Origin of the sequence: Gracilimonas sp., assembly GCF_017641085.1 — a bacterium.
Lineage (GTDB): Bacteria > Bacteroidota > Rhodothermia > Balneolales > Balneolaceae > Gracilimonas.
In genome coordinates this window covers 908,720-922,073 of record NZ_JAEPPI010000003.1, presented here as the reverse complement: position 1 = coordinate 922,073, position 13,354 = coordinate 908,720, and the positions used below count along the sequence as shown (strand labels likewise).

Here is a 13,354-nt window from a genome sequence, read left to right as displayed (position 1 = left end):
GTTGCAATCGAGTACCCGGCAGCGTTGTCTTCTGCTTTGTTGATTTTAAGACCGGTTGACATACGCATACGGCTGTCGGCCAGGTCACGGTTTACTCGGTTCAGTGATAACTGTGAGTCCAGAGACTGCACGTTTGTATTTACTCTATTTAGATCTCCAAAACTTGCCATGATTATTCACCTTTTTAGTTTTAGTTATTGATTCCGTTGTTTTGGTTACTGCAGTTATCGTAGGTGAAATAGCGTTCTTAAATTTGAGTTTAAATTTTTTTGAGATTTTTTGAATTAATCTTTAAAAACAGCCTTAGTCAACCATATACGTTGTTTTTTAATGGGAAATTTTTTTCAATTTTGTGCCCCAAACCGAAACTTTAGCACAGAAAAGTCAGCATTTTGTGAGTTATCCGGGAGTGTGAAGGCGTTCATTGCTGGTTTTTTGAAATTGCGTAGTTTCGGGTTTTAACTATACCAGCCCTTCGCCAAACGACCCACCCCGGCCCTCCCTATCGCGCTGCGCTTATAGGGAGGGAGCGCCTAATCAAAGAGCATACCCTTGGCTCATATTCCTTTTAATTCACCAACTATCCCCAAGGAGTCCTCTTTCCCTGCGGCCCCGACTAAGGATAGAAATGTAATACAAACGCGCCGGAGGGAGAGAGACAGAGAGAGGGTCCGGTTTGATAATGAACCAACACATGTTCTAAGTAGCAATAACATCCAAGTCAATAATTCATCAAGCCATTTCCGCCAAACGACCAACCTCCCTACCGGCAGGCAGGCCCCAACCCTCCCTATTGCGCTGAGCTTATATGGAGGGAGCGCTTAATTAAAGAGTATTCCCATAACCTATATCTTTCTCACCACACCAACTCTTACCAACGAGTCCTCTTTCCCTGCGGCCACAGATAAGAGTTCAAATGTACTACAGGCGCGCCGGAGGGAGAGAGACAGAGAGAGGGTCCTGCATTAAAGGGCAACCAACTACCCCAAACAAAAAAGGGCGGACAAACTGTCCGACCTACGGTTAAAATACTCTAAAACAAGTGTGTGGTTCAGAACGGATTATACTTCTCTTGTTTATCTTCTCACTCCGGGCTTAGATCATTAGGAATATAAAGTTTAAATCTTGTTCCTTTACCTACTTCACTTTCAACTTCTACCCTTCCGCCGTGCAATTTGACGAGCTTCTCGGTTACTTTTAACCCTAACCCTGTTCCCTTTTCGTTCTTCGTTCCGTACTCGCTGGGGTGATTAAGTGGTGAAAATAAATCCCGCTTAACTTCATCGGTCATCCCAACTCCCTCATCCTGTACAGTCAGCACCCAATCATCCCGGAGCTTTTCTAATCGTACGGTAATCTCCCCCTTCTCATTGGAAAATTTTATCGCATTTGAAATCAAGTTTCTAATCATGGTCGTTATCATGCTTTCATCAGCTCTAATTTGGGAATGCTCTCCAAAATCAAATTTCAGCGTCAACCCTTTATTTGAAAGGCTTGCCTGGAAGAAATCGGATAAGTTACGGCCTACCCTTTTTATGTCTATTGAAGTAATGTCTAAATTCAGATCTCCCGTTTGCAGCCTGGACCATTTCAATAAATCGTCCAGAGTAGTACTCATCCCTTTTGACGATGTATAAATAAGGGTAAGAAACTTTTTGAATTTTTCAGCTTCAAATGCTCCTTCCTCTATCGCTTTAACCGATAAATCAGAAAACCCAATAATGGTATTCAGTGGTGATTTTAAATCATGGCCAATTATGGCGTTAATATCATTCGTGGCCTTAAGCAGTTGTTCAAGCTTTTCATTTTTCTCTTTCAGCTGATCTTCCATCAGCTTCCGCATGCTTAAATCCTGGAAAACACCATATAGCTTATACGCTTCCCCGTTCTCGTCCATCTGGGTTTTACCTATTGCCCGCACCCATTTCCGGTTCCCTTTTGCAGTAACTAAGGTGAGCTCCAAATCATAACCCTCTCCGGTTTGGATGGCATGACTAACAGCTTCCGTAATAGTTGGCTGATCTTCTTCAGCATAAAAATTAATCGCTTCCTCCACATTAAGTTCAGACCCCAATGGAAGCTCATGAATGCGATATACTTCATCTGTCCAATACAAATCCTGATTCTTCAGGTCTAACTCCCATCCCCCTACCGAAGCCAGCTTGTTGGTATCTTTCAGCAGGTTCTCAAGTTTCTTCCGTTCCGTTATTTCCCTGGAAGAAGTTTGTAATCTATCAACCTCTCCTTCATCATTCAAAATAGGTTCGGTTGCGGTTTCAAACCATATATATTCACCATCCTTGCGCTTAATCCGATAATGAATATGATGTATATGCTCTCCTTTCAGTGCTTTTTCATGCGACTCTTCCTGAATGCGCTTTAAATCCTCAGGGTGAAACAACTCATAGGGTGATTTACCTATAAGCTCTTCCGGCGAATACCCCAATATTTTCTCTGCCGAAGGAGACAGGTATTCGTACGAACCATCAGGTTTATGCAGACATACAAGATCAGCTGAATTATGAGAAATAAGCCTGAATCGATCTCTGCTTTGCTTTAACTCATCCTGGTAGGCCTGCTTTTGAAACTCGGAACTTAACCACTGCCCCAGCAGTCTCACCATATCTCTATCGGCTTGGTTAAGCGGGTCCGTTCTGGATTCAGAGCTGGAAAAATTTATGGTTCCGATGGCTTCTTCATCTACAATCAGGGGAACTCCTATATAACTTTCCAGGCTGAACTTTGAGTAGCAAGGATGTGCTTTATAGGGGGAAGTTCTCATCTCATTTATACAAACTACATCGTCCGACTTGAGCGTAATACTGCAGTAGGTTTGACTAAGATCGAATTCCATCCCCTCTTCCAGGTCAGCCGTTTCCGGGTAATAATGTTTGATTGTATAGGTTTCCCCTTCAATCCGGCTTACAATACCAATTTCAAACCCAAGTAAGTCGGTGGTGAGTTTGAGAGCATTTTTGATTTTTGCTTCGAAATTCTTTTCCTCATTGGCCACAATAGCTGCAACCAGACGCAACCTTTTAGTGAGCAGGGATATTTCCTCACTCCTTCTCTTTTCCCGGGTCAAATCTTTTATCGCGGCAAGGTAGCCAATAGTCTCTCCATCATCATCTTTAACCACACTTCCAACAGATTCAGCCGGGAATATCTCTCCGTTCTTTCGCCTGTACAGCACTTCAAATACTTCTGCTTTAACATCTGAATCCGGATTAAACCTCGCTTCTCCGGCATCGCTGAAATCCTGTTCTGACGAATAAAGAATAGATGTTTCTTTTCCCTTTACTTCACCACGCTTATACCCGAACAACTTCACGAAGGCCGAATTAACCGAAATAATTCTTCGATTAATATCCGTCACTACCATCGCATCAGGAATGGAATTGAAAGCCGAGAAAAAGTGGTGCCTGCGAAGTCCGGTATTTTTATTTGATTCTTTTCCCAAAAATTTCTGTGCTTTTGTTCTCTATAGTTTTGACCACCTATTGGCAAAATATAGATGGATATAAATCAGATTACTGAGTGACCGGAAAAGGTATTACCGGTGATGTTACGAATCCATTAAGAATAACTAACCATAATCTAAGATAAAGTAATTACTTATAATCTGTTTTTAATTATCTTCTTTTAGCTTTAGGTCAATCTATGGTTGATTTGTTCTAAGTTCTCGAATGAACAATAAATAGTCTTATGACAAAAAAGAAAGAATCTTTCAGGGTATTACTGGTTGAGGATAATGAATCTCATGCTGAACTATTTAAAAGAAAATTACATGAGCTTGAAGAGGATATTCTTATCACAAAAACGGATAGCAGAGATGTACTTATCTCAGCTGTAAAAAAAGACGAAGTTGATCTGGTTTTATGTGATTACTACCTCCCCGGGTATTCTGGGTTGGAAGCTTTGAGTGTGGTGCGGGAAATTAATCAGGAGCTACCGTTCATCTTAATCTCCGGTTATATACCCGAGAAATTAGCTGTTGAAGCTATGAGAGAAGGTGCCTCAGATTACATCATGAAAGATAAAACTGACCGGTTACTGCCGGCTGTTGTTAGGGAGCTAAGAAATTATTCCCGGCTGAAAGAAAGCCAAAGGATCCTCACTAAGAATCAGAAAACCATAAACAGAGCTTATCAGCTGGCTGCAATCGGGCACTGGGAATATGATGTAAAACAAGACAAGAGGTTCTGGTCAGATACGGTAAAATCAATCCACAGGGTTGACGATAATTTTGATCCTAATGCTGAGACCACCTTCCCTTTTATCAGGGATGAACATGCCAGAGACCTTTTGCTGAACGCATTAAATGAATCCATTGAAAACGGCGCACCCTATGAAACCGAACTTGAAGTTCAAACTCCGGACGGGGAGCAACGATGGGTACGAATCATGTGGGAAAGTGAAATGGAAAAGGGTGAGTGCATCCGAATTTTGGGAAGCGTTCAGGACATTCATGACGAGAAGCTGAGAAAAGGGAAACTGGAAGAAGCCCTCAAAGAAAAGAACACTCTTCTTAATGAAATTCACCACCGGGTAAAGAATAATCTTGCTGTAATTTCCGGAATGTTGCATTTGCAAGCCTTCGGAGAAAATGATGAGCGGCTTCAGAGTAAATTATTTGACAGTGTGAGTCGGATCAACTCAATGGCAGCAGTGCATGAAATCCTGTACAAGTCGGAAACTTTTTCGAGATTAGACTTCAGTGAAAGTATGAACAAGCTTGTATCAGGCATTACCTCTGTATTTCAATCTGATACCGACCTCAATGTTCATCTGAATATTGATAAGAACCTGGAACTGAATATCAACCAGGCTATCCCCCTTTCTTTAACCATCAATGAAGTTATTACCAATACCATGAAGCACGCCTACGGGAAAGACGAATCCGGTGATTTGCATATTTCGCTCACAAATGAGGGCGACAACATACAGCTGGTGATTGAAGATTTTGGTAAAGGCATTCCCGATAATTTCGAACCGGACGATAATACGCTGGGTTTCAATCTTATTAGCGCCCTTACCGAGCAATTGGAAGGCACCTTCACCTACAAAGGAACCGGAAAGGGCACCAAATTTGAATTGTGCTTTGCAAGGTCTGAAAAGAAAGGCAGTAGCAGCGCTCTTAATTAATTACAACACCCATTGCAAAAACTCGGTCATCGCGAGGAGTAAAGTGTGGTGAAGCAGAACTCCCCTGCCGGGCGACGACGCGATCTCCTTAAGCCACTTGGGATGTTATTTCAGGGAGATTGCCGCGTCGGTTTGCATCCCTGCCCTGCACTCGGATTTACGGGCTCCTCGCAATGACGTGGGGGGCGTTAATGAGTAGAAAAAACCCGGTCATCGCGAGGAGTAAAGTGTGGTGAAGCAGAACTCCCCTGCCTGGCGACGACGCGATCTCCTTGAGTTACTTGGGATGTTATTTCAGGGAGATTGCCGCGTCGTTATGCTCCCCAACCTGGCGTTCGAATTAAGGGGCTCCTCGCAATGACGCGCGGTGTGTTAGTGAGTAGAAAAAAACCGGTCATCGCGAGGAGTAAAGTGTGGTGAAGCAGGACTCCCCTGCCGGACGACGACGCGATCTCCTTGAGTTACTTGGGATGTTATTTCAGGGAGATTGCCGCGTCGGTATGCATCCCAGCCCTACATTCGGATTTATGGGCTCCTCGCAATGACGTGGGGGGCGTTAATGAGTAGTAAAAACCCGGTCATCGCGAGGAGTAGAGTGTGATGAAGCCGGACGCCCCTTTCTTGCGACGACGCGATCTCCTTGATGTGCCTGGGAGGTCGGTTCGGAGAGATTGCCGCGTCGGTATGCATCCCAGTCCTGCATTCGGATTTACGGGCTCCTCGCAATGACGTGGGGTGTGTTAATGAGTAGTAAAAAACCCGGTCACCGCGAGGAGTAGAGTGTGGTGAAGCAGGATTCCCCTGCAGGGCGACGACGCGATCTCCTTGATGTACTTGGGATGTCGATTCGGGGAGATTGCCGCGTCGTTATGCTCCCCAACCTGGCGTTCGAATTAAGGGGCTCCTCGCAATGACGTGGGGTGTGTTAATGAGTAGTAAAAAACCCGGTCATCGCGAGGAGTAAAGTGTGGTGAAGCAGGACTCCCCTGCCGGACGACGAAGCGATCTCCTTGATGTGCTTGGGAGGTCGTTTCGGGGAGATTGCCGCGTCGGTATGCATCCCAGCCCTACGTTCGGATTTACGGGCTCCTCGCAATGACGCGCGGGGGGCGTTAATGAGTAGTAAAAAACCGGTCATCGCGAGGAGTAGTGTGTGGTTAGTAGTTAAAGCCGGTCATCGCGAGGAGGAACCTTGCAGAATCTATGGCAACCCAGCTTGGCGACGAAGCGATCTCCTTAACCTACTTGGGATATCGTTTCAGGGAGATTGCCGCGTCGGTATGCACCCTGCCCTGCATTCGGATTTACGGGCTCCTCGCAATGACGCGTGGGGGCGTTAATGAGTAGTAAAAAACCCGGTCATCGCGAGGAGTAGAGTGTGGTGAAGCAGGACTCCCCTGCCGGACGACGACGCGATCTCCTTAAGCCACTTGGGAGGTCGATTCAGGGAGATTGCCGCGTCGGTATGCATCCCAGCCCTACGTTCGAATTTAGGGGCTCCTCGCAATGACGTGGGGGGCGGGCGTTAATGAGTAGTAAAAAACCGGTCATCGCGAGGAGTAGAGTGAGGTGAAGCAGGACTCCCTTGCCGGGCGACGACGCGATCTCCTTAAGCTACTTGGGATATCGATTCGGGGAGATTGCCGCGTCGGTATGCATCCCAGCCCTGCATTCGGATTTACGGGCTCCTCGCAATGACGTGGGGGGCGGGGTGTGGGTTTGTTAATTACCCCACACTCTCTTCCACGATGGCTATTTCTTCTTCGGTGAGGCCGTAGAGCTGGTACACCAGCTGATCGATTTCCGCCTCCAACGCGCCGGTGTCGGCTTCGGGGTTTTCTTTTTTGGCGGTGAGGATTTGATTGACAAGACTTCCAATTTCATTACTATCATCCAAAACTTTTGGTAAAGGCATTACTTCAAGATATTGACTCTTCCATCTATAATATCCTCCTCTAATCTCTGAACTAATTTGTGAAAACATAAAGGTCCAAAGCTTGGAATTTAATACACCGAGTAAATTATATGATGAGTTTCCTAATATGAATGAGGTTGTATCAACATACATATTGTCCTCATCTATCATGAACTGTCCTCTTGTTGCTATTTCAGCGTAAATTATTTTGGGTTTTTCAAACTCCTTGTAATAATCTACGCCATCCTGTATTTCATACCACTGATAAGTTCCAGGTTTTCTTCCCGGCCAATCTTCACTTGGCACATCTTTTGGTCTGGGTTCAAGTTCTTTTTTAAAGCCTTCTAAATATTTTTTTATTGCCGGATATTTATCAAGATCTGTCCCTCTTCTTGTAAAGATTAAATAATTCTCTTGATCCGGCTGCTGATATCGTTTGATATCTCGTCCAGCCAAAAAAGGTTTAATAATTTCTGCACTGGAAGCATCTTCATCAATAAGTCGGTCTTTGGTTTCTTCATCAATCACAAATGCTTTGTTGTAGCCGGTTTTAATACCATAATGGATTTTTCCATTCACATATTCACCTAATGGAGTTCCGGCTTTCCTTAACTTCTCCAATAATTTCTGAGTTTTTAACGGAACCAGCGACCAGCCTTCTTCGCTCAGTTTGTTAGCATCTACTTCAAATCCGTTTTCTTCTTCCAGTACATCAAAATCTTCTACCGGCAGGTTTTCCACTTCCAGCGCTTTAAATACCGTTGGGTTATCAGATTTTTTTATTTCCAATAAACACGGGTAAGTGGTGGCTTCCTCAAATACAGGTAAATCCCCAAAATCGGTAATGGCTGTAATTTGTTTTTGTTGTAGCCAGGTTCGGAGCGGCTTTCCATAATTTGCCCGCATCCATTTGTTGGCTACAATGTAATGGAAGTAGCCATTTTCTTTATTCAGCTTCACCCCTTGCTCAATAAAGTAAGCGTATAAATCTGCGGTTCCCGCATATACCTCAAAATGAGTTTTCAGAAAGGGTTTTATATCGCCTAAGGCTTCCTGCCGTACATAAGGCGGATTCCCAATCACCACATCAAAGCCGGTGTACTTCCCGTCTTCGTCCAGCACTTCCGGAAATTCGAAGCGCCATTCAAAGGCTTCCCGGTAAAAGGCGCCGGCTTCTTCCTCGGCTTTCTGCTCTTCCAGTTTGGTAACTTTCTTTTCCTGCTTTTTGAGCTCTTTCTTCGTCGCCTTGCCTTCCCCGAATAAATCCTCGTTCTGCATCAGCTCCAGCTTACCGCGGGCTTTACTCAGTTTCTTGTTAATGGGTTTGTTGTTCAGCAGGTTTTCGCTGTATTCGGCTTTTATATCGTCAATCAACGTTTGCAGGCGCTGCTTTTCGTTTCGGTCGCGCGTTTCGCGGTAATTGCGTACGGCCTGCTTGTAATCGTGCAGCGAGTGCTCGCTTTTCTTGAAGATGGAGCTGAGGTCTTCATCCAGCCCGAACCGGCTTACCAGCGAGTTCCCCTGCTTTATGTTGATGTCGATGTTGGGGAGGACTTCGAGCTCGGAGTAGGGAGAAAGAGCCTCTTCGTTGTTGTCATCCCGGACCTGATCCGGGATCTCTTGCGGGCCGGATGTATAATAGGCGTGCTTCAGCAGTTCGATCCACAGGCGGAGGCGGCATATTTTTACCGAGTTGGGATTGATATCTACCCCAAACAGGCAGTTTTCAATCAGGAATTTCTTTTCATGGAACAGCGCCTCCTGAATACGCTGGCTTTCTTTACCGGCGGGTTTGCGTTCTACCCTGCCGTTTTTCCAGTGGTGATTGAGCTTGTAATCAAACAATTCCCGTTGTGCTCTATCGCCAGCTCATCGTTTTCCACGGAAATATCCAGTCGGGAAATATACTTACCCTCGTGATCCGTCAGCACCTTCAGTTCCGATTTTATGGCAATCAGTTCATTCAGGCACGAAACCAGGAAGTGACCCGACCCCACCGCCGGGTCACAAATGGTAATGGAATTGATCACCTCATTCACTTCCGAAAGCTCTTTGGCTTCAATTTTACGGGGAAGTTCATCAAAACTCTCGCAATCCCAGCCAAAGGCTTCATTCAGCTTATCCGTCACAGATTTACGCAGCGTTTCCCGCGCCATATATTCGGTGATGAAGCCGGGGGTAAAAAACGAACCGTCTTTGTAGCCGTTTATCTTTTCAAAAATCAGGCCCAGCACCGAGGCGTTGATCAGCGTTTTATCTTCGGTTTGAATGCCACCCGAACTTTCGGCACTGAAGTTATAAGCATCCAGAAAGCGGAGCAGGTAATCGAGGGTGCTCAGTTTTTCTTTAGGTGGCTTTGCTCCCTTTTTCAGGATACTCCGGGAATGCAAATCCAGCGTGGCTTTATCATCCAGCCCGGAAATCTGAATGGTGGTTTTCTCCAGCCTGGTGGAATCGAACAACGAAGAGTTCAGGTACGGTATATGCCCAAAGCGTTCCTGCACCGATGCCGGGCGTTCCTGGTTCCGCAGCGCCAGCACCCGGAAAAAGAGCTTGTTGAGTTCGTCGTACTCATCAATGGTTTCGTAACTCAGAAATTTAAATTTCTCATCGTATTGGTGATACGCCAGCAGCTGGGCTTCCATCAGTTTCAGAAACAGCACCCGGTTCATCCAGGTAATCACCAATTCCAGCGCCACCCCAAACAGCTGATCGTCTTCCTCATCCCCGTAGTGCACGGTGGCATCACGCACTTCGTTCATGTGCTGGTCGTACCGTAAAATCTCGATGGTATTTTCAATCAGCGACCCGCGGTGGCGTTCTTTTTTCGGCAGACGCTGAATCAACCGGCTCCCCTTCTCTTTCACTTCCTGCAGTCCGAGTATATGCAGCAGTTCGTTGTAGAAGCCTTTATCGAGGGAGTTACTGTCGTTGGCAAAGTTCTTCTTCACCAGGTGTTCCGGTGAAAAGAGCTTGTATAAAGGAATCAGCTTTTTGTCGGACTCTTCGTTGGCTTCGGCTGCAAGCTGTTTTTGATATTTGCTGAGATCTGCGTGCGTTACGGTTATATCAGCATCAGACTCGTTAATAAACGCTTCAAATTTTTGATAGATGAAATCCGTCTTCCCCGAAACTTTTTCATCATTCTTCCACTGGCGGTATGTTTTTAGCAGTTTCTTTTTGGAATAAAAATGGCGTTCAATTTCCCGGGCGTCAAAAATGAAGAACTCGATATAATTTGTAACGACTACCTGTTTCAGGTCATCATTGCCGCTTTCCCTTTGGTCAAAATAATAGTGAAGGGCTTCCTGCAGGGCCTTTCGGTTGGGATTATCTTTGCTGATCATTTCAGCTTTGTTATCCGGGCGCTTGGCTTCAATAATCACATCCACCGAGGAGGAAGTCGTTTTACCTGAGTAGATGGCCAGGTCAATTCTGTCGCTGGTGTTTACAAGCTTTTCTTCCCTTTCATAAAACGACCTGGACAGAAAATCTTTGAGGTAATTTTTCAGGTGTTCTTCACTTTCACTGCCTGCTTCCTCAATCTGATTCAGGTATCTCGTTGCTTCAATTTTAAAAGCATCCAGGTCTGCTCTTTTAACATTTACTTTCAGGTAAGCTTTGTTGATCCCCTGCCGAACGGTTTTAGTCTGTAGCTGCATCTATTTTTCTTTTATTAACAACGGATTATATGGAAAGCATCAGTCTTTGGAAAGCTGGTAAAAACAAAAACGCTGGTGCACCCTTTGATTATCCCAACACATAAGCATCGCTGATCAAAAACATAAGCATCAACCGGATGGTTGATGCGCAACAATTTACTGAACGATAAGCATCGTTTGGCAAGGCCTCTGCAAAAGCTATTAAGACCGGTTTTTATGCTATCTGTATGGTTTCATAAAACGTCTATATGAAAACATAAAAAGCCATCACACTCTTTCGAATATGATGGCTTTGAAGTATAAAGTGGAGGTGCGGGGAGTCGAACCCCGGTCCGGGAAGGTAGACCTGTTAGCATCTACATGTGTAGGTACTGATTGGTATTTCGGGTGAAGCCGAGCCCAGTACCTAAGCGACTTCAACCTATTCTGCTAAAGTTTCACGCAAACGCGGCAGAAGGCACGCTTACGATATCCTGTCTTGTATGACGTCCGGGCTGGCAATGACAGGCACTTAACCAGCGGGACGGCTTAGCAGTTTATGCTGCTAAACGGTATGAGTAATTATTGTCAATTACTTTTGATCCATAATGAATGTTATTACGAGATTCATTGGACACTCTCGACACGCAACCAACGGTGATACTCAACCCGTCGAATCCAGAACACCCCCAATACGTCAATGAACTGCTTCAAATATACGAATTTTATAGCTTCTTATTGTAGTGGAAACTCGTTAATCGTTTTTGGTTATTCGTTATATTGCAAATACACGAATAACGATTAACCAATAACGAACCTATGAAATTTGGTAAGGTAGATAATCCCGGCGACATCGATTTCACCCTCCCTCCTGATCACCCCGACACCCTGCGGGTTTTGAATCAAAGAGGCAACAGTGATTTTAATGCTTATGTGGGTTGTGCCAAATGGAATAAGAAAGACCTGAAAGGGTTTTATCCTCGCGGAACCAAAGATGAACTGGAATACTATTCCCGGCAGTTTAATTCTATTGAGCTGAATGCCACGTTTTATGGAAATAAAGGGCCGGAACAGTCAGAAACTTGGGCTGAGAAAACACCGGACGACTTCAAATTCTTTCCCAAAGTGGTAAATACCATCAGTCACTTTAAACGATTAAAGAATATTGAAGCTCCACTGGAAGAATATCTCCATGGAATGCGGGGGTTTGGAGATCAGCTGGAAATGATTTTCCTGCAGCTTCGTGATGATTTCAAACCGAAAGATTTTGACCGTGTGCAACGACTGGTGGAAATCTGGCCGGATGACATTCCGCTTGCCATCGAATTACGACATACGGATTGGTATAATGATGCTGCGGTAGCGAGTCAGGTTTATCAGTTATTCGAAGAATACGGAGTAGCCAATATCATTACAGACACTGCCGGGCGCCGGGACTTACTGCATATGCGGCTTACTTCCCCCGTAGCTTTTATCCGTTATGTGGGCGCCAATCATGCAAGCGATTATGATCGGCTGGATGATTGGGTGGAACGGCTCAAGTTCTGGAAAGAGCAAGGACTCGAGAAGCTATACTTCTTTGTGCATCAGAACCTGGAGAAAGAATCGCCTATGCTTTCCAAGCATTTCATCAAAGCCATAAACAAAGAGCTGGGAACAAATTTGGATATCCCCGGCGAAGCCGAACAAGGTGATTTGGGGTTGTAATTTAAGAACCCGTCATTGCGAGGAGCCCGCAAACCCGAACACCGGGCTGGGTGCATAACGACGCGGCAATCTCCCTGAACTGGCATCCCAAGTGGATTATGGAGATCGCGTCGTCGATATACGGAAAGCTCGTATCAACAACACCGGCTCCTCGCGATGACGGGTTCTTTATAGTTCTTAGGAATAATCTCGTGGTAAAGGTCTTTCCACTCCGGGTTCATCTCATTAATCAAATCAATCTTTTTCTGTCGTGATCCAGCCTTAATTTGTTTTTCTCTTTCAATGGCATAGATTGGATCACCGGGTCCTTCAAAGTAAACCAGCTTGTCCACATTATATCTTTTGGTAAAGCCTTTGATTTGCTTGTTCTTATGCTTCCACACCCGGTTTACTAAGTCACTGGTTACCCCTGTATACAATACGGTATGATGTTTATTGGTGAGGATGTACACGTAAAGGTCTTTGTCTCTTGGCATTGTAGATTATAATAAATTCACCCCGTCATTGCGAGGAGGCCGGATTTGGAATAAAAGCTTGGGATGCATGACGACGAAGCAATCTCCCTGAACTGGCATCCCAAGTGGATTATGGAGATCGCGTCGTCGATATACGGAAAGCTCGTATCAACAACACCGGCTCCTCGCGATGACGGGTTTAAACACTCCTCCGGTACTAAAACAAACTCACGCGATGCCGTAAACGACTCGCTTACTTACCGGAATACACCTAACCACACCCACCTTCTTTACACAAGCAACCAACTCTTCCGGTACACAAGCGAAGGGGTTCAGCCCTTCACACTATTTACCCCAACCCACCGGTTCCAACAAGGCACTAAGGACAACAATGGGGAACAGAAGGAAATTATAACCGGCCTTAGAAAAAAGAGCGTAAAGAAAGGGACGAAATGAAGCGTTAAGAAATAAATCACTCCGCTGAGCACCAA

Annotated in this window: 6 protein-coding genes, 1 other RNA gene and 1 pseudogene; 2 read left to right on the top strand and 6 right to left on the bottom strand. The window is 45.1% G+C overall.

What is annotated here, in order from left to right; all coding sequences use genetic code 11:
• Both JJ941_RS15350 and JJ941_RS15015 read right to left on the bottom strand, forming a co-directional pair.
• Window positions 1–170 (bottom strand): annotated as a pseudogene (locus JJ941_RS15350) (flagellin); the annotation flags it as partial.
• 914 nt (window positions 171–1,084) lie between these two features.
• Window positions 1,085–3,460: a PAS domain S-box protein gene (locus JJ941_RS15015; RefSeq protein WP_290966996.1), complete on the bottom strand. Its 2,376-nt coding sequence runs from the start codon at window positions 3,458–3,460 to the stop codon at window positions 1,085–1,087.
• A gap of 245 nt (window positions 3,461–3,705) precedes the next feature.
• On the opposite strand from JJ941_RS15015, the gene JJ941_RS15010 reads away from it, so the two are divergent.
• Window positions 3,706–5,145, top strand: coding sequence for a histidine kinase dimerization/phosphoacceptor domain -containing protein (locus JJ941_RS15010; protein WP_290966994.1), 1,440 nt, complete (start codon window positions 3,706–3,708; stop codon window positions 5,143–5,145).
• 1,726 nt (window positions 5,146–6,871) lie between these two features.
• Here the strand turns inward: JJ941_RS15010 and JJ941_RS15005 are convergent.
• From JJ941_RS15005 to ssrA, 3 genes are all read right to left on the bottom strand, one after another.
• Window positions 6,872–8,905, bottom strand: a complete 2,034-nt coding sequence (locus JJ941_RS15005; protein WP_290966990.1) for a TaqI-like C-terminal specificity domain-containing protein — start codon at window positions 8,903–8,905, stop codon at window positions 6,872–6,874.
• Window positions 8,860–10,722 carry a hypothetical protein gene (locus JJ941_RS15000; RefSeq protein WP_290966987.1) on the bottom strand — a complete coding sequence of 621 codons (1,863 nt, stop codon included), beginning with the start codon at window positions 10,720–10,722 and terminating at the stop codon, window positions 8,860–8,862. Before JJ941_RS15000 ends, JJ941_RS15005 begins: the two co-directional genes overlap by 46 nt.
• Before the next feature lie 302 nt (window positions 10,723–11,024).
• Window positions 11,025–11,392, bottom strand: a transfer-messenger RNA (tmRNA) gene (ssrA, locus tag JJ941_RS14995).
• A gap of 128 nt (window positions 11,393–11,520) precedes the next feature.
• Between ssrA and JJ941_RS14990 the strand changes: the two genes are divergently transcribed.
• Entirely contained in the window at window positions 11,521–12,408 is an 888-nt protein-coding gene (locus JJ941_RS14990; protein WP_290966984.1) for a DUF72 domain-containing protein, read from the top strand.
• 134 nt (window positions 12,409–12,542) lie between these two features.
• Here JJ941_RS14990 and JJ941_RS14985 read toward each other — a convergent pair whose 3' ends face one another.
• A complete protein-coding gene (locus JJ941_RS14985) occupies window positions 12,543–12,884 on the bottom strand; it encodes a GIY-YIG nuclease family protein (protein ID WP_290966982.1) in 342 nt (113 codons plus the stop codon).
• Window positions 12,885–13,354: the final 470 nt, after the last annotated feature.

Bases quoted from the DNA above. Each gene is read 5' to 3' on its own strand.
- JJ941_RS15010 (WP_290966994.1), top strand. From the start codon at position 3,706: ATGACAAAAAAGAAAGAATCTTTCAGGGTATTACTGGTTGAGGATAAT.
- JJ941_RS14985 (WP_290966982.1), bottom strand. From the start codon at position 12,884: ATGCCAAGAGACAAAGACCTTTACGTGTACATCCTCACCAATAAACAT.
- JJ941_RS14990 (WP_290966984.1), top strand. From the start codon at position 11,521: ATGAAATTTGGTAAGGTAGATAATCCCGGCGACATCGATTTCACCCTC.
- JJ941_RS15000 (WP_290966987.1), bottom strand. From the start codon at position 10,722: ATGCAGCTACAGACTAAAACCGTTCGGCAGGGGATCAACAAAGCTTAC.